22 protein-coding genes are annotated in these 23352 nt (G+C 34.3%); 14 read left to right on the top strand and 8 right to left on the bottom strand.

Going from position 1 to position 23352, the window contains the following annotated elements:
* Nucleotides 1-35: 35 nt before the first annotated feature.
* The 3 genes from ABYT26_RS03775 (at nucleotide 36) to ABYT26_RS03765 (ending at nucleotide 3707) form a co-directional block, all read left to right on the top strand.
* The gene (locus tag ABYT26_RS03775; protein ID WP_372751564.1) at nucleotides 36-1301 is read left to right on the top strand and encodes a DEAD/DEAH box helicase; all 1266 of its coding nucleotides are present in this window, start codon (nucleotides 36-38) and stop codon (nucleotides 1299-1301) included.
* Nucleotides 1302-1428: 127 nt separating this feature from the next.
* Nucleotides 1429-2598: a DUF819 domain-containing protein gene (locus ABYT26_RS03770; protein WP_372751563.1), complete on the top strand. Its 1170-nt coding sequence runs from the start codon at nucleotides 1429-1431 to the stop codon at nucleotides 2596-2598.
* A 224-nt stretch (nucleotides 2599-2822) separates the two neighbouring features.
* Nucleotides 2823-3707: a DUF2167 domain-containing protein gene (locus ABYT26_RS03765; RefSeq protein WP_372751562.1), complete on the top strand. Its 885-nt coding sequence runs from the start codon at nucleotides 2823-2825 to the stop codon at nucleotides 3705-3707.
* A gap of 240 nt (nucleotides 3708-3947) precedes the next feature.
* On the opposite strand, the gene ABYT26_RS03760 is transcribed toward ABYT26_RS03765, so the two are convergent.
* Nucleotides 3948-4421, bottom strand: a complete 474-nt coding sequence (locus ABYT26_RS03760) for an aminoacyl-tRNA deacylase (protein ID WP_372751561.1) — start codon at nucleotides 4419-4421, stop codon at nucleotides 3948-3950.
* Nucleotides 4422-4751: 330 nt separating this feature from the next.
* Here ABYT26_RS03760 and ABYT26_RS03755 point away from each other — a divergent pair, with 330 nt between their 5' ends.
* The 5 genes from ABYT26_RS03755 (at nucleotide 4752) to ABYT26_RS03735 (ending at nucleotide 9252) form a co-directional block, all read left to right on the top strand.
* Nucleotides 4752-5141 (top strand): BlaI/MecI/CopY family transcriptional regulator, encoded by a 390-nt coding sequence (locus ABYT26_RS03755; protein ID WP_372751560.1) that lies wholly within the window; start codon nucleotides 4752-4754, stop codon nucleotides 5139-5141.
* Nucleotides 5134-7590 carry a M56 family metallopeptidase gene (locus tag ABYT26_RS03750; protein ID WP_372751559.1) on the top strand — a complete coding sequence of 819 codons (2457 nt, stop codon included), beginning with the start codon at nucleotides 5134-5136 and terminating at the stop codon, nucleotides 7588-7590. The genes ABYT26_RS03755 and ABYT26_RS03750 overlap by 8 nt, the downstream gene beginning before the upstream one ends.
* A 220-nt stretch (nucleotides 7591-7810) precedes the next feature.
* Entirely contained in the window at nucleotides 7811-8233 is a 423-nt protein-coding gene (locus ABYT26_RS03745) for a hypothetical protein (RefSeq protein WP_372751558.1), read from the top strand.
* An 82-nt stretch (nucleotides 8234-8315) separates the two neighbouring features.
* Nucleotides 8316-8708 (top strand): DUF302 domain-containing protein, encoded by a 393-nt coding sequence (locus ABYT26_RS03740; RefSeq protein WP_372751557.1) that lies wholly within the window; start codon nucleotides 8316-8318, stop codon nucleotides 8706-8708.
* A 40-nt stretch (nucleotides 8709-8748) separates the two neighbouring features.
* Nucleotides 8749-9252, top strand: coding sequence for a hypothetical protein (locus tag ABYT26_RS03735; RefSeq protein ID WP_372751556.1), 504 nt, complete (start codon nucleotides 8749-8751; stop codon nucleotides 9250-9252).
* A gap of 69 nt (nucleotides 9253-9321) precedes the next feature.
* Here ABYT26_RS03735 and ABYT26_RS03730 read toward each other — a convergent pair whose 3' ends face one another.
* Nucleotides 9322-10038, bottom strand: a complete 717-nt coding sequence (locus ABYT26_RS03730; RefSeq protein ID WP_372751554.1) for a protein-L-isoaspartate(D-aspartate) O-methyltransferase — start codon at nucleotides 10036-10038, stop codon at nucleotides 9322-9324.
* Nucleotides 10039-10212: 174 nt separating this feature from the next.
* Here ABYT26_RS03730 and ABYT26_RS03725 point away from each other — a divergent pair, with 174 nt between their 5' ends.
* Together ABYT26_RS03725 and ABYT26_RS03720 are read left to right on the top strand one after the other, a co-directional pair.
* Nucleotides 10213-11730: a M28 family peptidase gene (locus tag ABYT26_RS03725; RefSeq protein ID WP_372751553.1), complete on the top strand. Its 1518-nt coding sequence runs from the start codon at nucleotides 10213-10215 to the stop codon at nucleotides 11728-11730.
* A gap of 122 nt (nucleotides 11731-11852) precedes the next feature.
* On the top strand, nucleotides 11853-12587 hold the full coding sequence (locus ABYT26_RS03720) for a hypothetical protein (RefSeq protein WP_372751552.1): 735 nt from the start codon (nucleotides 11853-11855) through the stop codon (nucleotides 12585-12587).
* Nucleotides 12588-12691: 104 nt separating this feature from the next.
* Here ABYT26_RS03720 and ABYT26_RS03715 read toward each other — a convergent pair whose 3' ends face one another.
* The 4 genes from ABYT26_RS03715 to ABYT26_RS03700 form a co-directional block, all read right to left on the bottom strand.
* The gene (locus tag ABYT26_RS03715; RefSeq protein ID WP_372751551.1) at nucleotides 12692-13318 is read right to left on the bottom strand and encodes an MOSC domain-containing protein; all 627 of its coding nucleotides are present in this window, start codon (nucleotides 13316-13318) and stop codon (nucleotides 12692-12694) included.
* A gap of 25 nt (nucleotides 13319-13343) precedes the next feature.
* Nucleotides 13344-14432: a toxin-antitoxin system YwqK family antitoxin gene (locus ABYT26_RS03710; RefSeq protein WP_372751550.1), complete on the bottom strand. Its 1089-nt coding sequence runs from the start codon at nucleotides 14430-14432 to the stop codon at nucleotides 13344-13346.
* Between the two features lie 69 nt (nucleotides 14433-14501).
* Nucleotides 14502-15317: an alpha/beta hydrolase gene (locus ABYT26_RS03705; RefSeq protein ID WP_372751549.1), complete on the bottom strand. Its 816-nt coding sequence runs from the start codon at nucleotides 15315-15317 to the stop codon at nucleotides 14502-14504.
* A 72-nt stretch (nucleotides 15318-15389) separates the two neighbouring features.
* On the bottom strand, nucleotides 15390-15815 hold the full coding sequence (locus ABYT26_RS03700; RefSeq protein ID WP_372751548.1) for a Fur family transcriptional regulator: 426 nt from the start codon (nucleotides 15813-15815) through the stop codon (nucleotides 15390-15392).
* A gap of 245 nt (nucleotides 15816-16060) precedes the next feature.
* On the opposite strand from ABYT26_RS03700, the gene ABYT26_RS03695 reads away from it, so the two are divergent.
* The 4 genes from ABYT26_RS03695 to purU all read left to right on the top strand — a co-directional run bounded on the left by ABYT26_RS03695 (nucleotide 16061) and on the right by purU (nucleotide 19831).
* Complete coding sequence (locus tag ABYT26_RS03695) at nucleotides 16061-16690, top strand: peroxiredoxin (RefSeq protein WP_372751547.1); 630 nt, start codon at nucleotides 16061-16063, stop codon at nucleotides 16688-16690.
* Between the two features lie 64 nt (nucleotides 16691-16754).
* On the top strand, nucleotides 16755-17135 hold the full coding sequence (locus ABYT26_RS03690; protein WP_372751546.1) for a desulfoferrodoxin family protein: 381 nt from the start codon (nucleotides 16755-16757) through the stop codon (nucleotides 17133-17135).
* A gap of 319 nt (nucleotides 17136-17454) precedes the next feature.
* Nucleotides 17455-18675, top strand: coding sequence for a 6-phosphofructokinase (locus ABYT26_RS03685; protein ID WP_372751545.1), 1221 nt, complete (start codon nucleotides 17455-17457; stop codon nucleotides 18673-18675).
* 283 nt (nucleotides 18676-18958) lie between these two features.
* Entirely contained in the window at nucleotides 18959-19831 is an 873-nt protein-coding gene (gene purU, locus ABYT26_RS03680; protein WP_372751544.1) for a formyltetrahydrofolate deformylase, read from the top strand.
* Between the two features lie 86 nt (nucleotides 19832-19917).
* On the opposite strand, the gene ABYT26_RS03675 is transcribed toward purU, so the two are convergent.
* The gene (locus tag ABYT26_RS03675) at nucleotides 19918-20343 is read right to left on the bottom strand and encodes a DUF3859 domain-containing protein (RefSeq protein ID WP_372751543.1); all 426 of its coding nucleotides are present in this window, start codon (nucleotides 20341-20343) and stop codon (nucleotides 19918-19920) included.
* 582 nt (nucleotides 20344-20925) lie between these two features.
* Complete coding sequence (locus tag ABYT26_RS03670; RefSeq protein WP_372751542.1) at nucleotides 20926-22596, bottom strand: hypothetical protein; 1671 nt, start codon at nucleotides 22594-22596, stop codon at nucleotides 20926-20928.
* Between the last annotated feature and the right edge of the window lie 756 nt (nucleotides 22597-23352).

Below are 23352 nucleotides of genomic sequence, written 5' to 3'. Positions count from 1 at the left end.
GTATCTTTGCGAAGTAAAAAATCTGAACACAAAAAATGAAATTTAGTCAATATAGTTTTTCTCCCGATATCAAAAGAAATTTAGAAGGCTTAGGTTTTAACCGACCAACCGATATTCAATTTAAAGCCATTCCTCCTATTGTGCGTGGAGAAGATGTACTTGCCATTGCCCAAACCGGTACAGGAAAAACAGCTGCATTTGCCATTCCAATTGTAGATAAGCTACACAAAACAAAAAAAAGCAAGAGCAGTAATGGAATCAAATGTGTGGTTATGGTACCAACCCGCGAATTAGCCATTCAAATTACCGAAGTTTTTCAACAGATAGCAAAACATACCAAAGTAAAAAGCTTTTGCGTATTTGGTGGCGTTGAACAAGCTCCACAGATAGCAAGTCTGCAAGATGGAATCGATATATTAATTACCACTCCAGGCAGAATGTTCGATTTAACCAGTCAGGGATTTATTGTGCTTGATAAAGTTGAAACCTTAGTTTTAGATGAAGCCGACCACATGTTGGATCTAGGTTTTATTAAAGACATACAGGATTTAATTCGTTATCTTCCTAAAAACCGTCAAACCCTGTTTTTCTCAGCGACCATCACTCCAAAAATTAAAAAACTAGCCTATTCTCTGGTTCGAAGTGCCATTCGAATCCAAATTTCGCCTAAAGATCCTGTTTCAAAAAATGTTGAACATGGAGTTGCTTTTGTTCAAATGGACGATAAGCGTTTCTTTTTAGAACGCATGGTTAAAGAACATCAGGAAAGCAAAATACTTGTTTTCGTACGAACAAAAGTAAGAGCGGAACGAGTACACAAAGCAATGATGCGCGTTGGAATAGAAACACAAACCATTCACGGCGATCGCGAACAAGATGATCGTTTACTTGCCTTAAATGCTTTTAAAACTGGAAAAATCAAGGTTTTAATCGCAACAGATGTAAGTGCACGTGGTATTGACATTCCCAATGTTGATTATGTGGTAAATTACGATATGCCAGATGTCGCCGAAAATTACGTTCACCGAGTTGGTAGAACCGGACGTGGCATTCAAAAAGGATTGGCCATTTCGTTCTGCAGTCCTAAGGAAGAAAAAAACTTATTAGAAGAAATAGAAGAATTTACTGGCACCAAAATTCAGGTAATGGATATTTCTCAAGGAGATTATTCAGCCACTATCGATTTTTCGGAAGACTACTCTAAAAGTTTAAAGGAACTAATGGAGGAAGCTGAAGAATTCATGGAAAATCCCAAAAAGAAAAAATCGAAAAAGAAAAAATCAAGTAAGAAAAATAAATAGATTCTAAGCTCAAATACCAAATGGTTTTGAGCTTTTTTTGTCCTTATCAAAAACTTAAAATTCTATTTCAACTAGTTTCTGTACCCTTTGCTAAGGGTACATTCGCTTTTTAATTAAAAAAATAATCATGCAATCATTCATCTCTCCCGAAAACAATTTAGTCTTGTTTTTTGTGATAACAGGAGCTGCGGCTTTTGGTCTTTACTCCGAGCATAAAAAATGGTTTGGAAAACTATCTGGAATTTTAGTTACCATGATATTCATGTCGATACTTGCCATGACAGGAATTGTGCCGGTAGCCTCTGATCCAAGTATCAAAGTGGACGTTTATGACATGGTATTCACCTATTTCATACCGATATCCATCCCAATGTTACTGTTCAGTTCTAATATTTTTAAAATTGTACAAGAAAGTGGCAAATTACTACTAGCCTATATCATAGGAGCTACAGGAATTGTAATAGGCTGTTTCATTGCTTTTTGGCTTATCGATTTAGGACCTGATTCGGCAGATACCGCAGGAGTTATTGCTGCCACCCTTATTGGAGGAAGTGTAAATTTTATTGCTGCAGCCGAGATCTTAAATTTTAGTACCAACCCCCTTTTTACTGCAACCATTGCAGTTGATAACTTTCTGGCTAACCTGTTTACCTTATTTTTATTCCTGACTCCTTCTCTAGTCTTCTTATCTCGCTTCTTTGTAAAACCGAAAAAAGAAAATCAAGAAGAAGCTGTTTCCTCAAGTGAGAAGGTAAAGTATCCCATGACTCTCGAAAGAATAGCTGTTTCTATATTTATTGCAGCATTAGTTGCCGGTTTGGGCCAACTTACTTCCCCTTACTTGCAAAATTTATTGCATACAAAACTGAACCTTAGCATTCTAATAATTACAGTTTTGGCTGTAATTACAGCCAATTTATTTCCTAAACGTTTAAAATATTTGCAAGAAACAGCCTTTTCGATCGGATTATGGATGATGTATATCTTTTTGGCCGTAATAGGTGCAGCTACCAACATTGGTCAAATATTTACCATAGGTCCTGCCGTACTTGCCTTTTACCTATGCATCATGCTTTTCCACTTTTTGTTTATGTTATCTCTGGCTAAACTTTTTAAACTAGATGCTTACGAAGTGGCTATTTCATCGGCAGCGAATATCATGGGACCATCTGTTGCTGCTCCCATGGCAGCTTCGATGGGACAGAAAAAATTGGTAACTCCAGCCATTTTGGTAGGGATATTAGGTTACATCATAGGAACCTTTATTGGTGTTTCAATAGCCATATTTTTGAGCTAATCAACAAATTTAAATTCCAAAATAACAGCATGTGAATGTTCAAATTTCTGGAAATGGCTTTGCCTGAGGGCAAAGCCATTTTTCATTTGTAAAATATAGCTTCACACTCACATAACAACTCATCATCAAACTTTTAATTAGAATGAATCCACTCTCAAAATTAATTAAATTTCATACTTTTATGTTTCTAACTATTCAAACCATTTTTCAATCCCCAAAAGTTTATGAAATACACTTTACTCGTACTTCTTATTTTTTCTATCAATTTTACTCTTTCAGCCCAATACGATAGTATTTATCCAAATCAAGATAAATACAAGCAAATAATCGATAGCATTAACAATTCATTTACCTACCAAAACGGGAGCATTCAACTTGTAAGTGCCAATGCAAACATTCTTGTTCCCGAAGGATACAAATTTCTAGATTCTGAACAAAGTGAATATGTACTTAGCGATTTATGGGACAATCCTCCGCAAGAAGTTTTGGGCATGTTATTCCCTAATAAAGCCAATCCTCTTGATGCAGATTTAAGCTTTGCTGTTGAAATTACCTATTCGGAGGAAGGTTACATTGAAGACGAGGAGGCTAAAAATATTGATTATAGTGATTTGTTAGAGGAAATGATGAAAGACACCGAAAATGAAAACCCATCCAGAAAGGAAGCCGGTTATCCTGCAATACATTTAATTGGTTGGGCCTCATCTCCATTTTATGATATGGAAAACAAAAAGCTACATTGGGCAAAAGAATTAAAATTTGAGAATTATGAGTCAAATACTCTGAACTATAGCATTCGTATTTTAGGTCGGAAAGGATATTTAAATTTAAATGCCATTGGTGACATTGATATACTCCCTGAATTTCAGAAAGATGCCAGTAAAATCATCTCATCAGTCCAATTTAATCCAGGAAACCAGTATCAAGAATTTAACCCAGAAATAGATAAAGTAGCCGCCTATGGTATTGGCGGACTCATTGCTGGAAGCGCACTACCCAAAGTCGGCTTTTTTGCTAAAATTCTTAAATTTTGGAAACTGATTTTAATCGGTGGAGTTGGATTTATTGCCGCTTTCAAAAAAAAATTATTCCTTGAACAGGAAGACTAAATACACATGTGCAAAAAATAAAACCAATAGAAACCCCTCACTATTAGTAAACACAAATTGTAATTCACAAGATCAGCCTAAGCCTTTATCAAGTTAAAAACACAAACAACAAACGCAATCTGTTGCGATTAATCACATCAAAAAAGTAACAGAGACTTTGTCACGCTAAAAAACAAAATAAGACTAATAAAAAAGAAGTAAGAATAGAAAATAATCCACTATTTGTCTCATTCAATTAAATTAAGCGTAAGCTTTATGAGTAAACTTTAATGTGATAGGTTCAACCAAATTGTGGAAATCTTCATACGATAGCATAAGTAACTCCGTATGAGTTCCTGCATTGAACACGATATCATCATCCTCATTTAAACTTTCAGACACATAAACCTCTAAACCATATAAATTTCCAAACGGTGGCATTGCTCCCACTTCACATTGCGGAAATATATCTTTAAAATCTTGCTCATGTGCCAGTTCCACTTTCTTGCATCCCAGCATTTGTTTTAATAAATCAAAATCGATCAAATAAGATGCAGGCAATACAGCCATACACATTCTTCCATCTACTTTAATCATTACCGTTTTAGCGAGCATTTTACCTGGAATATGAGCTGTTGCAGCAATTTGCTGGGCAGTATAGGCTGATGAATGCCGAATACTTACATATTTAATACGTCGCTCATCCAAATACTCTTTTAATTTACGAATAGGCATAATCTTTAGCTTAAAAGGGTTAAAAAATATCAAGTCTTCAAAAGGTTATACCAACCTTTTATTGGTTATTCCAATTGGATGACTTTTTTCAATTCTTACTTCTGCCCTCAACATTTTAGCAGCTGAAGGCACTCTTTAAAATACGAAAAAAAAAGCGGTAAGTAAAGAGCTAGAGCATTTTGATTAAGTATTTATATTCATTATTAACTTCTTCTTTTCTTTCCAAACATTTAGAAATACGAATTACTTCGTATTATAATTTTTATTATACGATAAGTTTCGTACATTGTCCTACGAAAACAATCGTATAACGGAAATCACCACAATAAAATGTCACAGAAGATAAAGCCCACCGAAGCAGAATTAGAAATACTACAAGTTCTATGGACATATGGTCCGTCGAATGTTCGATTTGTAAACGATAAATTAAAATCGGAACGAAATGTAGGTTACACTACCACCCTAAAAACAATGCAAATAATGAATGAAAAAGGGATGCTTGAACGTGATATGAATTCAAGAACTCACATTTATAAAGCTATTGTAGAAGAAAAAGAGACTAAAAATCAGTTAATCGATAAATTTATTTCTACTCTTTTTGGAGGTTCAACCTCCGGTATGGTTCTTCAGGCATTGGGCAATCAGAAATGTTCGACAAAAGAGCTTAATGAGATTAAAAAACTAATTGATAACCTTGAAAACCCAGAATCTGATGTATAATATAAATTTATACGACTGGAGTAAAACCATTGGCTGGACACTTTTTCATTCCACATGGCAAGTGACTGTTATTGGTGTAATTATTTGGTTGATATTTAGATTTATTTCTAAAGATAATGCTCGTATCCGTTATGCATTGTCAGGGCTTGGGTTAGTTATAATCTGTATCGCTTTCACGATTACATTTTACCATTACCTACCAAAAGAAACCAATAAAGCTCTTGTTGATTTAGGCCAGCAAATACAATTAACTGATTTCGAACAATTCGAAGAATCATTTTTCTCTCATTTATGGATTCAAGTAAGTAGCCGAATTGAAAATAGCTTCCCTATCCTGGTAAATATCTGGATAATCGGAATGTTTTTTCTATCCATCAACCTCATTTTAAAATACATAAATACACAAAAGCTAAAAACACACCTTACCTTCCCCTTAAGGTCTGAATATAAAGAGATTACTGATCGAATTATAACTAAATATCAGCTTAAGCAAAATATTATTTTTAAAGAATCTGGATTTCTCGAAATCCCATCTGTAATTGGATATTTTAAACCCTTTGTTATTCTGCCAATTAGCATACTCAGTGGCATCCCAAAAAATCAATTGGAAATTATTATAGCACATGAATTAGCACATATTCGGCGACACGATTATTTGCTGCAATTCATTCAAGGAATTATTGAACTCGTATTTTTTTATCATCCTGTTGTTTGGTGGCTATCTTCTGTGGTTAATGCCGAAAGAGAGCATATATGTGACGATCTTGCGGTTACGGTTTGTGGTGAATCCTTAACACTCATTAAAGCATTAAATAATATGGAAGCTATCAGAAAAAAGCAGTACAAAATGGTTTTAGGATTCTCTGGAAAAAAAGGGAAAGTACTAGGTAGAATTAATCGTATACTCAGGCCAAAAGTAACAATCAATCCCAGAAGAGAGAGATTCATGCTTAGCGGAGTTTTTACGCTCCTGTTTATCGGATTATTCTTGGTTTCGAATTTTGCGATTTCAGGAAACACCAATTATCAAAAGTCATTTTCAAAAATCAACCTTCTCGATCAAGAAAATAAATCGCCTAAAAAAGGCGAACATGAAACTTTTGTTCAGCCTAAAGACTCATTGAAATCAGAAGATTGGGTAAAAACAAAGGCTGAGGAAATTATCAGAGAACAAGTTGAGAATAACAATAATTCTTTATTGAATATTCTAAAATCATACAGCATTGATGAACTTAGAAAAGGTGTGCAACAAAATTTAGAAGCTCTAAACAATTCTAGTCCTGAAAAATATCTGCAAACCCTTATCCAAAGAGAAAAAGAAATTGATATTAAACTTAAAGAAAAGTTTAAGAATTCCAATTCTGATAAAACTCAAAATGAGCTAAAAGAACAACTTTTAAAAGCTAAAGAAAAAATTGCCAAGAAAAGAAAAGAATTCAATTCAGATGAATTCTTAAGTCGCATTGAAGAACAAAAGCGTGGACTAAGTCAAGAACTTCAAAAAATTGAATCTCCTGAATTTAATCAAATCATTGAGGAAGAAATTCAAGACAGAAAAAAAGAAATACTTGAGAGTAAGAATAAATTAAATAGTCTAGAATATAAAAATCGACTTGAAAATTTCCTTAGAAAAAACGCTAAACAAGAATGGAAGTCTGATTCTCCTGAATTAATTATAAGAGTTTTTCATCAGGATTCAATTACGCCAATGAGTAATGTGAAAGTAGGTCAGCCCATGACTCAAAATACAGTTCAAACTGGTTTCGGTACTGTCCCTTCTTTTAGTAAAATTGCGCAAAAAAACACTACTGAGAAACCTCTTATCATTCTTGATGGCAAAGAAATCACTCAGGAACAGATGGATCAAATTCCACCAAACGAAATTGCCAAAATAAATGTTGTAAAAGATGTTTCGGCAACAGCATTATATGGCGCTGTGGGGGGTGCTAATGGTGTAATTTTAATAACAAGCAAATCAGAATCAAATAATCTAAAAGCCGATTCTGTTGTTGTAGGTTATGGAACTCCTAAACAAAAAGGGATTTTGTTTAATTCCATTTCGAATCCAGACTCTGGTAAGCAACCACTAATTCTTTTAGATGGAAAAAAAATCACTCGTGAACAAATGGATGAGATCGCATCAGAAATTAAATCTATAAGTGTAATTAAAGATACTTCAGCAAGGGAATTGTATGGCGATGAAGGAAAAAATGGAGTCATCCTAATCACTAGCAAATCGAACAATACATTAGCGGATCAAATAAAACTTGTCTCGTCAAAAAATGCTCCGCTTTATATTGTTGATGGAAAAAAAACACCTGTGATGGAAGCTGAGAAAATTGATCCTAATACCATTAAAAGCATGAATGCGTTAAAAGGGACAAAAGCTACTGATAAATATGGTGAAGAGGCTAAAAATGGCGTTTTGCTTATTGAATTAATAAAGTAACCATTTTAACAATAGTTATCTGAAAGGCCATATTTCATAAAATATGGCCTTTTCAATTTAAAATGTTTACAATTTAAACTCAGCCTATTGCAAGCAAATTATCAAATTCGTATATTGAGATAGCTTGTAAACATATAATACTTAGCCAATGCTTTTTTTTCTCACTATTATCCTTGCCTATTTACTCGTGCAAGTCGTCTCTTTGTTTAGCCGATCATTGATGAAATTTTCAAAAAATGATCGTTTGCGCTTTGCTTATGCAATTGGATTCATCACCATTGGAGCCATGCATATTTTTATGCCTAATCTTTTCAAACACATGTTTTTAGCCTTATTTGACTCAACCTACGAATTGGTTAATATATCTGGATTTATTTTAATAATATGTGGGGTTGGCCTGCTAATACGAAGAGTACACAAAGAATCAGCGATTCTTGTAATTTTATTAATGCTCCTATTCATCCCTTTAAGCATCATAATGCTTACCAAATACATACCTGGTCCACTAGGGATCGAATATGAACCTGTTTTGGGTTATGCAAGAATTCTAGCCTTCTCTGCCTTAATTTGGTTTTTAATTAAAGCTTGTGAACTTTCTCCCCGAAGGAAATATAACAAAACAAAATACGACCAAAATATCTAATGTAAAATAGATCTACTTTTGAACTAATGAACACTTAAAAAGAATGAACATATTATAATTTAACATCCAAAAAAATCAACTTATGGGCTACTTTATAAGTTTAAGAACCAATTTTAAATTCGATGATGCTATCGATCGAATCACCAGAGCACTTCAAACTGAAGGATTTGGAATTTTAACCGATATTGATGTTAAATCAACTTTACGTGAAAAACTGGACGTTGATTTTAAGAAATACCGAATACTTGGTGCCTGCAATCCTTCCTTTGCTTACAAAGCTTTCCAGGTAGAGGATCAAATAGGCATTATGATGCCTTGCAATGTGACAGTTATTGAACAAGATAACGGTCACGTTGATATTTCGGTTATGGATCCTACTGCTGCATTTAATGTGATTGAAAATGAGGAACTCCAAGCTTTTGCACAGGAACTAAAGAATAAATTAGAACGCTGCTTAACCTATCTTGAGGAATAATTTCATTGATTTTTTGTAATTCACACTTAAAATTAAATTCATGAAACAATTACTAATCCCACTTTTCATTCTTATTTATTGTGTTTCTTATTCTCAGACTCTCCAAACAAACAAAATTATTTCTCCAGAACGACAATTTGATTTTTTGCTTGGAGATTGGGAGGTTTATACCAATGACGAACAAGTAGCTCACAATACCATTCGTCTTTTTCAAAACGGACATTTACTGCAGGAAAACTGGGTTTTGGAGCAAGAAAATTTTACTGGCACAAGCTACAGCTTCTACAACAATAAAATTAAACAATGGCAACAAATTTGGGTCGATAGTAATGGCAACAACCTCCTTTTAAGAGGAAATTTTAAAAATAAAACAATGATTTTAGACAGTGGAACAGATTCTTATATGGGTGAAGATAAATCCATTCATAAAATTAGTTGGACAATACTTCCTGACGGAGAAATCGAACAAATTTGGGAATCAACAATTGATAAAGGTAAAACCTGGACCATTCAATTCGAAGGAATTTATAAAAAAAAGAAATAACCTACACCCTAGCTTTCTAAAAATAAATCAAATAGAGTTTTATACTTTGTATCCTTTCTAAAATCTTAATTAGTATAACCTTCCCTTGCTATCTACCATGGGTACGAAACGAACTGGCAGTACTTTCTGACGGCTCAACTTCCCCTTTATTTTCTTAATCACAATTAATTCCTTCACATTTTTTTCCCCAACAGGAATAACCAATCGACCACCTTCTGCTAATTGTGAGAGCAAAGCTTTGGGAATTTTTGTAGGCGAACAGGTCACAATAATACCATCAAAGGGAGCTTTTTCTTCCATTCCCAAATACCCATCTCTGAAATAACATTTTACATTATCATAAGCCAAAGAATCCAATACACAAACGGCTTTTTTGTGCAAAGATTCAACAATTTCGATGGAGTAAACCATGGCACAAATTTCGCCCAATATCGCTGCCTGATATCCCGATCCTGTTCCTATTTCCAGCACTTTACTTTTCGAATTTAAATGCAAAAGCTGACTCATATAAGCCACAATATAGGGTTGAGAAATGCTTTGTCCTTTGCCTATGGGCAATGGACGATCCTCATAAGCAAAATTCCTCATCTTGACAGGAACAAACAAATGTCTCTCTACTTTCTCCATCGCACAAATAACATCAGGATCATCTATTCCCCTTTTAATGATTTGATCTTTGACCATATGAATACGAAGTTTCTCAAATTTCATCTTTTGCTGATTATCAGTCTCTAGATATTCACATAAACCAAATATCAATAACAAGACCATGACAATTACTTTCATGATTTTAGGATTCCTTATTTCATTCAAGTTACAACATTAACAATTAAAAAAGGAATCTTACAAAACAATCAATTCGCACTTTACCTCGAAATAATCATTGAATAATAGCAATAAAAAAACAAATTTTTGTAATTTAAATTTCATTCCTCTTCCAGTATAATTTAAAATTTCAGCATGCGATCAAGCCTTATTATTTTTATTATATCAATTAGTAATTTATTTATAGCAAGTGCACAAGAAAGCCTTCCTTTACACTATTCAAAACTACTCTCAAGTAAACAAATTCAAAAAGATATCGAGTTCCTATCCTCAGATGAGATGGAAGGAAGAGATACTGGAAGTAAAGGACAAAAACTTGCAGCCCATTACATTTACAAACAATTCGTAAATGCCAATTTAATTAATCCTACTGGTACTGAAGATAGCTTGGGTTTTTTTCAGCAATTCTCTGTCTATCAGCAACAATTACCCATTGCCAAAATAAAAACTGAAAAACAAGAATTAATCAACTACAAAAATATTTTAATCTCTGGATATAAAAATTATTCCAATAGCAACATGGAACTTGTTTTTTTAGGAACAGCGCCCGATAGCAGCTATACAAATAAAGATTATTCCAATAAAGCGGTTCTTTTTTTAAGTTCGAATTTGTATGCTGCAGCCTTAAAATCAAATAAAATTTCAATGGCTACAAAAGCCAAATTAATCCTCTTTTGTAATCCCAATCAGCCTAAACAATACAAAAACTTGCTCGCAAAAAAACGAAAGCTATTCACAAGAAGAATAATCATGGATAAAGAAATTAGTAAGTACAATCCATTTGATTCAATTAGCTCAACACTTTCCTTTATCCAATATAAAAACCGCTTACAATCCTATCATGGAGCAATTTCAAATGCGGCAGCCAGTGCTATTTTGCAAATTAAAACCAAAAGATTAAAACAAATTTTATTCGAAAAAAGCATCAAACCTACTGAAAATAACATTCGTAATTTTGCCTTTAATTTTGAATTAAAATTCAAAAAAATAAATACCGAGAATGTACTCGCCTTTTTACCTGGAACAGATAAAAAAGAGGAAATCGTAATTGTATCTGCCCACTACGATCACATTGGGAAAACCGCTAATGAAATATATAATGGAGCCAATGATAATGCTTCTGGTTGTGCTGCAATGATTGAACTAGCCAGAAAATTTAAGCAAGCAAGTGATGAAAAACACAAAACAAAAAGGAGCATTCTATTTGCTGCCTTCACAGGCGAAGAAAAAGGAATGTTCGGCTCGAAATACTTTGTTGAAAATTCTCCCTTCTCACAATCCAAATTTGTGGGAAATCTAAACATAGATATGCTTGGAAGATCTGATGAATTGCACGACACAACCGACTATATTTACCTTCTGGGAACCAATCATCTTCGTCCAAAATTAAAATGGATATCCGATAGCATTAATAAAATCAGTCCCAAACTACAGCTCGATTACAAATACGATCAGGCTGACAATTATTTATATCAAGCATCGGATCAGGTCAGTTTTGTTCAAAAAGGCATTCCAGCAATTTTTTATTTTAACGGATTACACAAAGATTATCACCAACCAGGCGATACTGCAGATAAAATTGATTATGAGGCAATAAAAAAAGTATCTGAACTTATATTCTTAACGACATGGGAACTTGCCAATGAAAATTAGTAATGAACTAAAATCCTGAGTCTAAATCATAATTTGATTAATTAACTTTAAACAAAAGATAACATAAAATCATTTTTTACGTATGTTTGTAATGTTACACTAATTTACCTAAATCCATCATTATGAAGCAACGTTATTTTTTCATTTTACTTTTTGTCATTGGAAGTATTTCCTGCTCAAATGAAAATGAATTCTCTGGTTATGTGGATGAAAACGAAGCATTGGTAGAAAGACTTAATGAAGTGGAAGGAAGACAACATACCTACAACTATGATTTTAAACTCCTCCAAGATCGGGAATATGTCAGTTATTATTCTCCCGTGAGTGTTAGCGAAGGCTTATCCTGTATTCCAACAAGCATGAGCGAAAAATTACATTTTATCTCACAAGATGACCTGCCATTTACTATATCTCAAGAAAAATCAAATATTGTCACTTCCTGGAATGAATCCAACCAATTGGTATTTCAGATTCAGTTCTCGTATTTAGAGAATTCAGATCAATATCAAACCAATTTTCAGGACTTTTTTATTATTTCGGTAACACAATATCCAGATGATCCTTTTGAAGATGCTGAAGCCACTTTGGAGATGGAAGAAAATTTACCTAGTAGTTATCAGAAATTAGTTTTAGTCGATGAACATCCTCTGTATTACAAACCTGAGTCGGTTACTTGGACCAGAATGTTTGATTACTATAAATATCTTGATGAAGATCAACTTTTGGATAAAGAATCAACAGGATCTTCGCAATATTACGCTTGGTACGATGGTTTAATATATAGTATTGGTTTTACAATGGATACCGACTCTATTGATCAAGAAAATTTAGTTCGAGAAATAATATTGGGTAATTAAATCAAAGAATTACTTTTTTGAAGAATATGTTTGTAACGAAATACAACACGTTTCCAAATTCTAAATCATTTTGGTTTTCTATGATTTTTTTGGACAATCTCCATCTATTTTTGCAAATCTCTTTTACAACTAGCTGCAAGTGCAGGATCAGATAAAGCTTTTTCTAATTGCATTTTGTCTTTAATTGGTTCGTACAATAGCTTGTAAACTTCTTTTACAAATAAGCTATTTTCTCTTCTATTAAGCAAAATTAATTCATCATTCCTCATTATTTTTCCTTCTTCAAGTACTCGAATATATACACCAGAAAAGCCAGAATCTATAAATTGGCGAACCATACTGTCGCAATCAAAACGATAATTTAGCTTGTAGCAAGGTTGTCGAGGTTGCGTTACCTGCACCTTAGCAGATCCAATCTGGAAAACATCTCCAATTTTAAGCTTTTCCTCATCCAAATTGGAAATGGTTAAATTCTCTCCAAACATACCAAAATCCCATTTTAAGTTAGGAAATTTATTTTTCCAGTACTCGTAGTGTTTTTCTGAATAACAATAGCAAGCCTTATCAGAACCACCATGATATCTTCTATCTACAACCGAATCATCAAAAACATCGTCTCTACCTAAAACAATAGGTTGATCAACTGCATGTTTATACATACCTGTTTTTTCAACTTTACCGTGATAATTAATTTCAACCTTTTCGCCAATATTTGTGGAAACAACCTTCATACTATACCATTCACTTTTAACTATCTTATTTTTTAAGCGATTGCAATATCAATGCAAATTCATCTTGTAAGCTTTCAAAATCTTCCTCCTTACAATCTAAAACCATTTCTACTCCCACCTGATTCTGAAGAGCATACAGCAAAATTGATTTCCGATATTGATCAGGAGAATCGCGATATTCTCCCAAATAAGCAATACAATTAGGCAAAGAAAACAAGTGATTTTCTTTTGCAACTTCACTCTTCACATCAATGGTCAACAAATCTCTCCGATACTTGGAGTAATCAGCTAATGACAAATCAACTCTTACCGATTCCAGAGAAATAAGACAAGAAGCGGTCTCTTCAAAACTATCATCTCCATCGCTAGCTAGTCGATAAAAAAGAAAATTTAATCGACCCTCTACCTGATATTTTTGCGATAAATACCAAAGCCCTTCAGGAAAACTAATATGAATATCTGGTCCATCAATAAAATATGCTTTTTTATATAATTCTTCGGCAACAGGCACACCATCTTCCGACAAGTAAGTCCACAAACCAGTTTTTATACCCTTGGCAAACTTTCCCATATTAGAAATTTTCCCATTACTATGATAGTAAATAGCTCCTCCCTGTAAGGTATCATTCTCGAACTTTACTAATAAACTTGTTTTCCCATTCTCAAAAAATTCAGAATAAACGCCATTAGCAACATTGTTTTCAGCAATAAACTCTCGCTCTTTGTTCCCATTTTCACGCCAAACAGTAATTTTTCCTTTTTGTTTTCCAGCAACAATTTCAAATTGTTTCCTCTTTTTCCCTGATGGATAATACTCTATACAAGTTCCATTTTCAATGGCCTGATCCTGAAAACCCTCTGCATAAATCCGAGTCCAATCTACATTATCGGTCAACGCTTTATAATGATATTCGGCAAGTAAATTTCCATCCATCGAAAAATCCCTGACTACGAACTCATTAGGAACATTTAAAACAGATTGAACTGTGGAATAAAATTGAGCATTATTTTTTTCTGAAAATTGCCAATTCTGGTTAAAATAAATAGTATCCTGTGCTTTACTGCTGAATGGAAGAAATAGTAGTAGTACGAAAAAAAAACGAGCAAAATTCATGAATTTTAAATTAAAAATTAGTGTATGCAAAATAGATAACTTTTGCATATTATGCGAACGATTTATGGACTATTTCTTTCGGCTTCTTTCGTGAAATTTCAGATGAGACAAACCATTCAACATCCCTTCGTCGGTATAATAATTCCAATAGGTATCAAAACCATGCTCAACTCCATGCAAAATATCAAAAGTGTGTTCAATTAAATTCTCTTTCAGAAATTGATGCATCTCGAAACTTGCTCTCCGATCCTTATTCAGAACAAAACTATCTTCGGTACCAATTTCCAAACGAAACGGCATTTTTTCCCTTTTCAAAAGTTCTAAATTCTTCCATCCCAAAAGAAAATTATTCTCCAATGTGTAGTCGCTAACATATCCCATGCCAAGCACAGACGAAAACAAACCTGGATATTTTAGATAGTAATAAATAGCTCCTGCAGCTCCACGCGAATGCCCTTCAATAGAAATCTGTTTCCCATGATCACCAGCATTAAAGTTATTCTGGCAGAATTTGATAAATTCACCTCCCTTTTCATCAACCAGAAGACACTCATTTCCTTCACTGAACCACTGCACATTATCGCGATCATTATCGCCACGTATTCCAGCAATTACCAACGGTTCAATATCACCACTGTTTATCCATTGATTCAATTGTTCTGCCTTAACATATTTACTAAAAGTTCCCTCATCTCCACCTTGTCCGTGTAAAAATAACACTAATGGATAGGATGTTTTAGGATTCCAATCTGGAGGCAAGTATACAAAATAAGGAACCCATGATTTTGATTGACTTTCAAAAGCCGAAATGTTTATTTTCCCTTTGCATTCAGAAAAATCACGTAAAAATTCAATATTATCGATGGGGAATAGTTTAGTAGTCATAAGGTGCTTAGAGAAAGATTACAATTAGAAGGTTAAAAAAAGTTTATTAAATCAGCCTGAAATATAAAAATCTCATTTTAATTCCAAAATGGTACGACACGATCTACAAATACCTTTTATATACAACTGATACTCTGTAGTTACAAAATCCTTTAATCCAGATTTTTGTATGGAATCCACATCAAATTCAAAATCAAAAACGCCCTTGCATTTCACACATTTAAAATGTCCATGCGAAGAGATATCCACATCGAAGCGCAATTCATTATCTTCAATGCCTATGGCCGTCACAATTCCTTTTTCTACAAACAAGTTTAAACAATTATAGACCGTAGTTTTCGAAATACTTGTTAATGTATTCAACATAGCCATATAAATAGTTTCAACATTAGGATGATTTCTATTCTCAATTAAATACTTATAAATTTTAACACGAGCTACAGAAGGTCGAATGTTATATAATGCTAACTTTTCGGATATTTCATGTTCTGAAATCATAAACCATATATTTTGTAAGGATTACAAATTTACAAAAAATTAACCTTATTTTATTTGGACAAATTCTAAACTAGATAATATGCCAGTAAAACGAATTGAAACACAGCCAAATTCAACCCGCAACAAAACAATCATTTGTTATTTCGATAATATGATAAAAATAATTGATTCATTTAACTTTGTTGTTATTTTAATCGAGTCTATATTTGTAATGGTTACAATAAACAAATTTAAAACAGACTAAAATGCAAACTTTAATTGGTAAAAAAGCACCCTCCTTTTCCTCAAACACAGTTATAAACGGAAATCAAATCGTTGAGGACTTTTCATTGGAACAATATGTTGGTAAAAAAGAAGTTGTTTTCTTCTTCTACCCTTTGGACTTTACTTTTGTTTGCCCGACAGAGCTTCTAGCTTTTCAAGAAAAATTAGCTGAATTTGAAAAGAGAAATGTAGCAGTAGTAGGTTGTTCTGTAGATTCAGAATATTCTCATTTTGCCTGGTTAAATACTGAAAAAAACAAAGGTGGAATTAAAGGCGTTACCTACCCATTGGTATCCGATTTGTCGAAAACAATTTCCGAAAATTTTGGGGTATTGGCTTCGGAATACGATTACGATGCAGAAGGTAATGCAGTATCATCAGGAGCAGCTGTTGCATATCGTGGCTTATTTCTTATCGACAAAAAAGGAATAGTTCGTCACTCAGTAATTAACGATTTACCTTTAGGAAGAAGTGTGGATGAAGCAATTCGTATGGTTGATGCTCTGCAGCATTTCGAAGAAAATGGTGAAGTTTGCCCAGCTAATTGGAACAAAGGAAAAGAAGCTATGCAAGCTACTGCTGAAGGTGTTGCCGAATACCTAAGCAAATAAATAATCAAAATAAAATTCATCCTCTCATCCCAAACAAAAGGGAATAAAATCAAACAAACAACATATGAAAATTAATAGATACCAAGACATTAACACCATTGATGGTGAAGCTAAAAAAGATTATATCGACAGACACTCAGCATTTGTTTACTGTGATGATACTGCTAAAAAGGGAGAAAAATTCAAAGTGAAAGTGAAAATTGGAGATGCTTATGCTCATCCAGATGATTTTGATCATTATGTAGCTTGGGTTCAACTTTGGGATGGTGAAAAAATGCTCACCCAAGCCAATTTTTCCACTGGAATTTTAGGTGGTGAAGCCAATCAAGCTGAAGTTGATTTTTACGTAGTTCCTTCTCGTAAAATGAAATTAACTGCTACAGCTTTCTGCACAAAACACGGCTTATGGCATTCCGATGAAAAGCTGGTAGAAATTGCAGAATAACTACTAATTCATAACAATAGCAAAGGCAATAACCTCGTTGGTTATTGCCTTTTTTATTGTGCTGCAAAAAAAGCAGTTATTCTAATATTCAGAAATTAGTCCTAATCAATTCATTAATCTTAGGTAGAAAGATATTTCTATTGGAGCTTGATTGTAAATTGTAGCTGTTATTTTCCAAATTGCTCTATCTTTGCCGAATCTTTAAAATAGAAAAATGGATATTTTAATGCCCCAATTTAAAGAAATGGGGATGACTTTAAATATACCGAAGTTTGCACTTGTATAAATTACATGCGCTCGGTACTTGAATCTTAAAATAATGAAAGAATCTGTTGTAATTCTGTGTGGTGGTGGTCCGGCTCCTGGTATTAACACCGTGATTAGTAGTGTAGGAAAAGTATTTTTAAAAAATGGTTATCGGGTAATTGGTTTGCATGAAGGCTACAAAGGCCTTTTCTCGGAAGACCGAAAAATGGTAGAACTAGACTTTGAAACGCTCGATGAGATCTATACAAGAGGTGGTTCACACCTAAAAATGAGTCGTTTTAAACCGAAGGATTCAGATTTTTCGAGTGACTTTTTCATTGCTAACAATGTGAAATTATTAGTTACCATTGGTGGCGACGATACTGCCTCAACAGCCAACCGAATATCAAAATACCTCGAAGAAAATAAGGTAAACATCTCTAATATTCACGTTCCTAAAACCATCGATAACGATTTGCCTTTGCCCGAAGGATCGCCAACATTTGGTTTTCATTCTGCAAAAGATGAAGGTGTAAAAATTGCAAGTACCGTTTACGAAGATGCTAAAACTTCTCAAAATTGGTTCGTATTAGCAGCCATGGGACGCGAAGCAGGTCATCTTGCTTTTGGAATTGGTACCGCCTGTCACTTTCCAATGATCATTATTCCTGAAATGTTTAACAAAACCAGCATTTCAGCCGAAAAAATTGCTCAATTGGTGATTTCTTCCATTGTAAAAAGACGACTTTTAGGCTTAAACTATGGTGCTGCCATTATTAGCGAGGGTGTTTTTCACTTTATGAGCGATGAAGAAATTAAAAGCACAGGAGCGAATTTTACCTTCGATTCTCATGGACATCCGGAATTGTTTAACGTGAGCAAATCTCATGTTTTTAACATGCTTATTCAACGAAAAATGAAATCCTACAATCTCAACATCGGAACTCGTCCTGTTGAATTGGGATTTGAAATTCGTTGCTGCCGTCCCATCGGTTTCGACTTGAACCTTTGTACCCTACTGGGAAATGGCGTTTACAGTCTATTCAAGCAGGGTCATTCAAAATGCATGGTAACCGTCGATCCTGTAGGTGATGCTTCTCCTCTATTTCTGAAAGATGTAGAAGATGAAAACGGAAAAGTGAAACCACGATTGGTGGATGTGAACAGCCAGCGTGTGCAGTCCGTTTTAAACTACAACCTTCATTATCTGACAAGTGAAGACGTTGAAGCCGCCAAGGAATATCTTCCTGATGCAGAGAACTATGTCTTTACAAAAATTCTGAATTGGGAATAGGTACATGGTTAAAGTGTAAAGGATAAAGGTTAAAGTAAAAGGAGATTCCCGAGCTAATGCATCTTTAAGATGATTCGCCTGGGAATTTTTTTGTTACAGGAAAACACGCTCCATAAGAACATATTTTGCGACAATCAATTATTAATTTAATATTAGTATTAATAATTCTCCAAATTTTCTATTTTTGCTTTTCACACCACTTATACAAACGGATTATTCGTTTACCATTCGAGCAAACTTGTAACTTGAAAAATAATTATCGGGATGAAAATCTCCGAACAATATGATAACGATTATGTCTGAAAATAATGTAAATGCCTATTTACTTTTTACCTGTCCCGATCAAAATGGGATTGTTGCCAAAATCACCCAATTTATTTACGAAACTGGCGGGAATATTATCGATTTGGATGAACATGTAAACCAAAACCAGCAATTCTTTTCTTTACGGATTGCCTGGAACATGTCTAAATCGAAGGTTCCAGCATCGGAGCTTCACGAAGCATTCGAGCCTCTTGCAAAACAATTTGATGCCCATTGGAGCATAGAATTTTCTCACCACAAACAACGAGTTGCCATTTTTGTTTCAAAATACGATCATTGTCTGCAGGAAATTTTGTGGCGTTTTAACATGAACGAATACGACATTGAAATTCCTGTGATCATATCCAATCATCCCGATTTAGAACATCTTGCTGAAGCAAACGGCATTCCTTACCATATATTCCCGATCACCAAAGAAAACAAACAGGAACAGGAAGCCAAGGAAATTGCCTTGCTGAAAGAATACAATATTGATTTTGTGGTGCTAGCACGTTACATGCAGGTTTTATCTCCTCAATTTATCAATGCATTCAAAAACAAAATCATCAATATTCACCATTCCTTCTTGCCTGGCTTTGTGGGAGGAAATCCGTACAAGCAAGCCTACGAACGAGGTGTGAAAATGATTGGAGCAACCAGTCACTTTGTAACCGAAGATCTGGACGAAGGACCGATTATTGAGCAGGATATCATGCGAATTACGCACAAGGATACCATTAAAGATTTGATCCGTAAAGGTAGAGATTTGGAGAGAATTGTATTGGCTCGCGCCCTCGGCTACAAATCGGAACACCGAATTATTGTGGATGGCACAAGAACCATTGTTTTTTAAAGAAATTCTATTTTTGAGATATGCAAAATGCTCATCTGAATACTGTTCGGATGAGCATTTGTTATTTTATTGAATTTCAATTGGCTTTATTCTCTCAGAGTAAATGTGTGACTGCACATGATCTTAGCCTCATAAATAATCTCAAAAATCCATTCTCCAAGCTGCATTTCCCAGTCGAATTCAAAGGTGTAGAAGTCATTGCCTAACTCATCAGTATAAGCATCTTTTTCCTCTATGCATTCAACAAACTGCTCCTTACTAACTGAATTCACCAACTTAGGATGTTTAATTCTGCACACAAAATCAATAAGTTCAACTTCTTCTAAATCTTGTTCAAACTCATAACTTATTCCAAAGCTCAAGCCTAACTTAGGGCTAATAACATCTGTTCTTTCCAGAAACTCCATATCGTCAGAGTGCAAAAAATATCCTGTTGTGCTACCCGGTTCAATGTCTTTCTTCGTCTCTCCAACCGCTTTACAAATTCCGTAATCAACTATTTTTATATTCATTATTGCTATTTTAAACTGCTTGATGTCCTCACTTTGAAAGAGAGTGGCAAAACTACAATTTTTTTTGTCACCAATCCTATTTGAGTTCATCTAAGGCTTAACTACAAAGCCAAACATCGATTTATTGCAGAAGCAAACACTATGTTTAAATAACATCATCTCTTCCTATTTTTGTAGGTTTTGAACTAATACAGCTTATATAACTACTCCACCCATACTCCAATGGATGTTCACAAAATCCATGATGAACTGGGTTTTGATGCATATATAAAAGCAAATTCTTAAAACGAGAAAACTCTTCAATCATCTTACGTTTAAAGGGCCGCTCGAATAAAGAAGCATGACGATTGTTGCGCTTGTTTAGGTATTTGGTATATGCTTTAAAAAATGCGAAAAATGCAAGTGCAATCCTGGAACTTTAAGGCTGTCAGGTCTTGCAAACCCTGACAGGTTCTCTCTTTCCCATTTCTGTTCTTTAAACCTGTCAGCGTCCATAGACCTGACAGCCTTATAACATTTAGCCTCCTGCTTTTCAACACCGTTTGGTCTTGTATCCCCTAACAGATTTATAAATTTCCCTTTTTATATCTCTAATCTATCAGCATTTAACATTTGACTCTTATCCAATTCTTCAGCCAAAATAATTGCCTCCCGAATAACATTCTCGGGATAGTTATTTATTTTCAGAATTCGAATGGCATTTCTGTTTTTCAGTTTGCCTTCCTTCAATTTGTAGTCAAAATCAACCGATTTATTACTTACCACTTCACTAAAGTGATACAATTCATATTCTTCTTGCAATAAATCGGCTAATTCGATATCGTGCGTAGATATGAACACCCTATTGTTATTTTTTGCAAGCGCAGACAATACCGCTTTTCCTGCAGAAATCCGCTCGACGGTATTGGTTCCCTTAAACAATTCATCCAATAAAAACAAACAGGTTTCACTTTTCTCGGAACGATCAATCATGTTTTTTATGGTAAGAACCTCTTCAAAATAATAGCTCTTGTCATTCATTAAATCGTCGCTAATGCGGATGGCGGAATAGATCTTAATTCGAGGAATCATCATCGATTTAGCAAAGCAAGTATTAATGCATAATCCCGTAAGGACATTGATGCCAATGGTCCGAATAAAAGAGGTTTTTCCCGACATATTCGATCCAGTCAACAGTATCGATTTATCCTTTACAGCAATATCATTTCCAACACAGTTAACTATTAATGGATGAGAAATCTCACGAGTTTCCATCCCACTAGTCTCTTCATCAATTTCGGGAATACACCAACAGTCAGTCCCTTTTCGCAAGGAGGCTATTGAAACAAGAACATCAATGCTACCCACAAATGAAAACACATTCTCAATTTCCTTTCTTCTTGTATTCAAACGCTTTAGCACCCCAAACAGTAACAATGGTTCTATCAAAAAAAGAATTTTAAACAATTCTACAACAGACCAAAAGATTACTTGTAAATCGCCTTCAACTTTTGAGTCTAATTTAAAGAAGAGCATTCTATTTCGTACCTGATCGAGTATTTTTAAAGACTCAGACAGTCTGGGATTTATTTTTTTTAATTGCTCATCCTGAAGAAAATGATTCGCAATTCTTTTTAAAACCAATAGCTGAGGAATAGAATCGGAATATTTAGATATATTTTTCTTGTTCCACAAATGAAAGCAGATGTTCGCGATAAAAACCACAAGTAAAACAAGGAATAGCTGTGGATTAAAAGGCAGTAAAATAAGCGATAAAATACTGGTAAAGGATAGCAATCGCAGCACGAAAAACCATTTGGGAGGTTTCAAATGTTCCTCCTGAAACAAGCTTGAAATATAGTAATCTTCTCTCCGATTCAACTTCTTCAATTGAGTTTGAACTTCTAACCGAAAATCAGAATCTTTTGTAAAACGATGAATCAACTCTTCATCCATATCTACATTTACGGCTTCCTGAGGAATAACCCGCAATTTATCATACAAATATTGTTGTCCGGGCTTCGAATGCGTTCGATCTAAAAACATAAACAGCTCCTCAAAATCCAAATCATCACAAGTTTTATCAGAAATCACCTGAAGAGATTTGGAATGATCTTTATTCCGAAAATACTTCTCAATCAAATCAAAATTGAAGGAAGAATCTTTTAGCTCGCCAAAGGAGTTTAGTAGTTCTTGAGCTTGGGTTTTCTTGCTTTTAAAGCTCAGACCCGTAAAAAATGAATTTAGAGACTGAAATAATATAGGAATTCTCATGAACTTCAAATCTTTTTAAACATTGAACTTTGTTATTGGTAATAGAATGGAGAGAACGAACTTAGTTTAAATAAACCGAAAGCGCAAAATTATGATTCATTAATCCACATGCTAAATTTTCATTTTCCCTCTGATAAACATCCAGATTGAACGCCTAAAACTTATCAAAACACTAAGCTCTTTCGGGGAACAGTACAAACACTTTCGTTGATAAAGAAAAGGATTCCCATTGGCGAGAAAAAGGAATACGATCACGTTCATAGACTGGGCTTTTTACATCGAGAAACAGGAATTGTTGAATTAAAAATGGTGATTTCCGATTGACTTTTATCCTCCTTCGCTGCGGAAAGAAGCATTTCGTTCACGAATTGGTCTTTTTCTCCATGAAATTGGCTCTTTCACATCGGAAATCATCGATTCCTGAATTGAAAATGGCGATTTGGATGGTTCGATGCCCTTTTTCTCTCTGGAAAGAGGAATTCTGATCGCGAATTTCCCTTTTTCTCAATGGAAATTGAGATATCTGATTGGAAATCGCCTTTTCCTCCCTTAAAAATGGCGTTTTCAATCGCGAATTGGCGTTTTTCTCAATAGAATTGCGTTTTTCGCATCAGAAATCGACGATTCGAAAGAGTGGAACGGACTTTTCGATTTGTTTTCGCTAAAATTCTCTCCCCAAAGGGGCCTTTCGATCGGGAATTAGCCATTTCCTTACTTGCAAACAGGAAATTCAATGAGAATTCGTCCTTTTTTTCA

The organism is Labilibaculum sp. (assembly GCF_041595635.1).
Taxonomy (GTDB): Bacteria; Bacteroidota; Bacteroidia; order Bacteroidales; family Marinifilaceae; genus Labilibaculum.
Note: the sequence above shows the minus strand (reverse complement) of the source record. Positions and strands in the feature narration are given on the sequence as shown.

Coding starts and splice junctions, on each gene's coding strand:
- ABYT26_RS03775 (WP_372751564.1), top strand. CDS start 36: ATGAAATTTAGTCAATATAGTTTTTCTCCCGATATCAAAAGAAATTTA.
- ABYT26_RS03770 (WP_372751563.1), top strand. CDS start 1,429: ATGCAATCATTCATCTCTCCCGAAAACAATTTAGTCTTGTTTTTTGTG.
- ABYT26_RS03765 (WP_372751562.1), top strand. CDS start 2,823: ATGAAATACACTTTACTCGTACTTCTTATTTTTTCTATCAATTTTACT.
- ABYT26_RS03760 (WP_372751561.1), bottom strand. CDS start 4,421: ATGCCTATTCGTAAATTAAAAGAGTATTTGGATGAGCGACGTATTAAA.
- ABYT26_RS03755 (WP_372751560.1), top strand. CDS start 4,752: ATGTCACAGAAGATAAAGCCCACCGAAGCAGAATTAGAAATACTACAA.
- ABYT26_RS03750 (WP_372751559.1), top strand. CDS start 5,134: ATGTATAATATAAATTTATACGACTGGAGTAAAACCATTGGCTGGACA.
- ABYT26_RS03745 (WP_372751558.1), top strand. CDS start 7,811: ATGAAATTTTCAAAAAATGATCGTTTGCGCTTTGCTTATGCAATTGGA.
- ABYT26_RS03740 (WP_372751557.1), top strand. CDS start 8,316: ATGGGCTACTTTATAAGTTTAAGAACCAATTTTAAATTCGATGATGCT.
- ABYT26_RS03735 (WP_372751556.1), top strand. CDS start 8,749: ATGAAACAATTACTAATCCCACTTTTCATTCTTATTTATTGTGTTTCT.
- ABYT26_RS03730 (WP_372751554.1), bottom strand. CDS start 10,038: ATGAAAGTAATTGTCATGGTCTTGTTATTGATATTTGGTTTATGTGAA.
- ABYT26_RS03725 (WP_372751553.1), top strand. CDS start 10,213: ATGCGATCAAGCCTTATTATTTTTATTATATCAATTAGTAATTTATTT.
- ABYT26_RS03720 (WP_372751552.1), top strand. CDS start 11,853: ATGAAGCAACGTTATTTTTTCATTTTACTTTTTGTCATTGGAAGTATT.
- ABYT26_RS03715 (WP_372751551.1), bottom strand. CDS start 13,318: ATGAAGGTTGTTTCCACAAATATTGGCGAAAAGGTTGAAATTAATTAT.
- ABYT26_RS03710 (WP_372751550.1), bottom strand. CDS start 14,432: ATGAATTTTGCTCGTTTTTTTTTCGTACTACTACTATTTCTTCCATTC.
- ABYT26_RS03705 (WP_372751549.1), bottom strand. CDS start 15,317: ATGACTACTAAACTATTCCCCATCGATAATATTGAATTTTTACGTGAT.
- ABYT26_RS03700 (WP_372751548.1), bottom strand. CDS start 15,815: ATGATTTCAGAACATGAAATATCCGAAAAGTTAGCATTATATAACATT.
- ABYT26_RS03695 (WP_372751547.1), top strand. CDS start 16,061: ATGCAAACTTTAATTGGTAAAAAAGCACCCTCCTTTTCCTCAAACACA.
- ABYT26_RS03690 (WP_372751546.1), top strand. CDS start 16,755: ATGAAAATTAATAGATACCAAGACATTAACACCATTGATGGTGAAGCT.
- ABYT26_RS03685 (WP_372751545.1), top strand. CDS start 17,455: ATGAAAGAATCTGTTGTAATTCTGTGTGGTGGTGGTCCGGCTCCTGGT.
- purU (WP_372751544.1), top strand. CDS start 18,959: ATGATAACGATTATGTCTGAAAATAATGTAAATGCCTATTTACTTTTT.
- ABYT26_RS03675 (WP_372751543.1), bottom strand. CDS start 20,343: ATGAATATAAAAATAGTTGATTACGGAATTTGTAAAGCGGTTGGAGAG.
- ABYT26_RS03670 (WP_372751542.1), bottom strand. CDS start 22,596: ATGAGAATTCCTATATTATTTCAGTCTCTAAATTCATTTTTTACGGGT.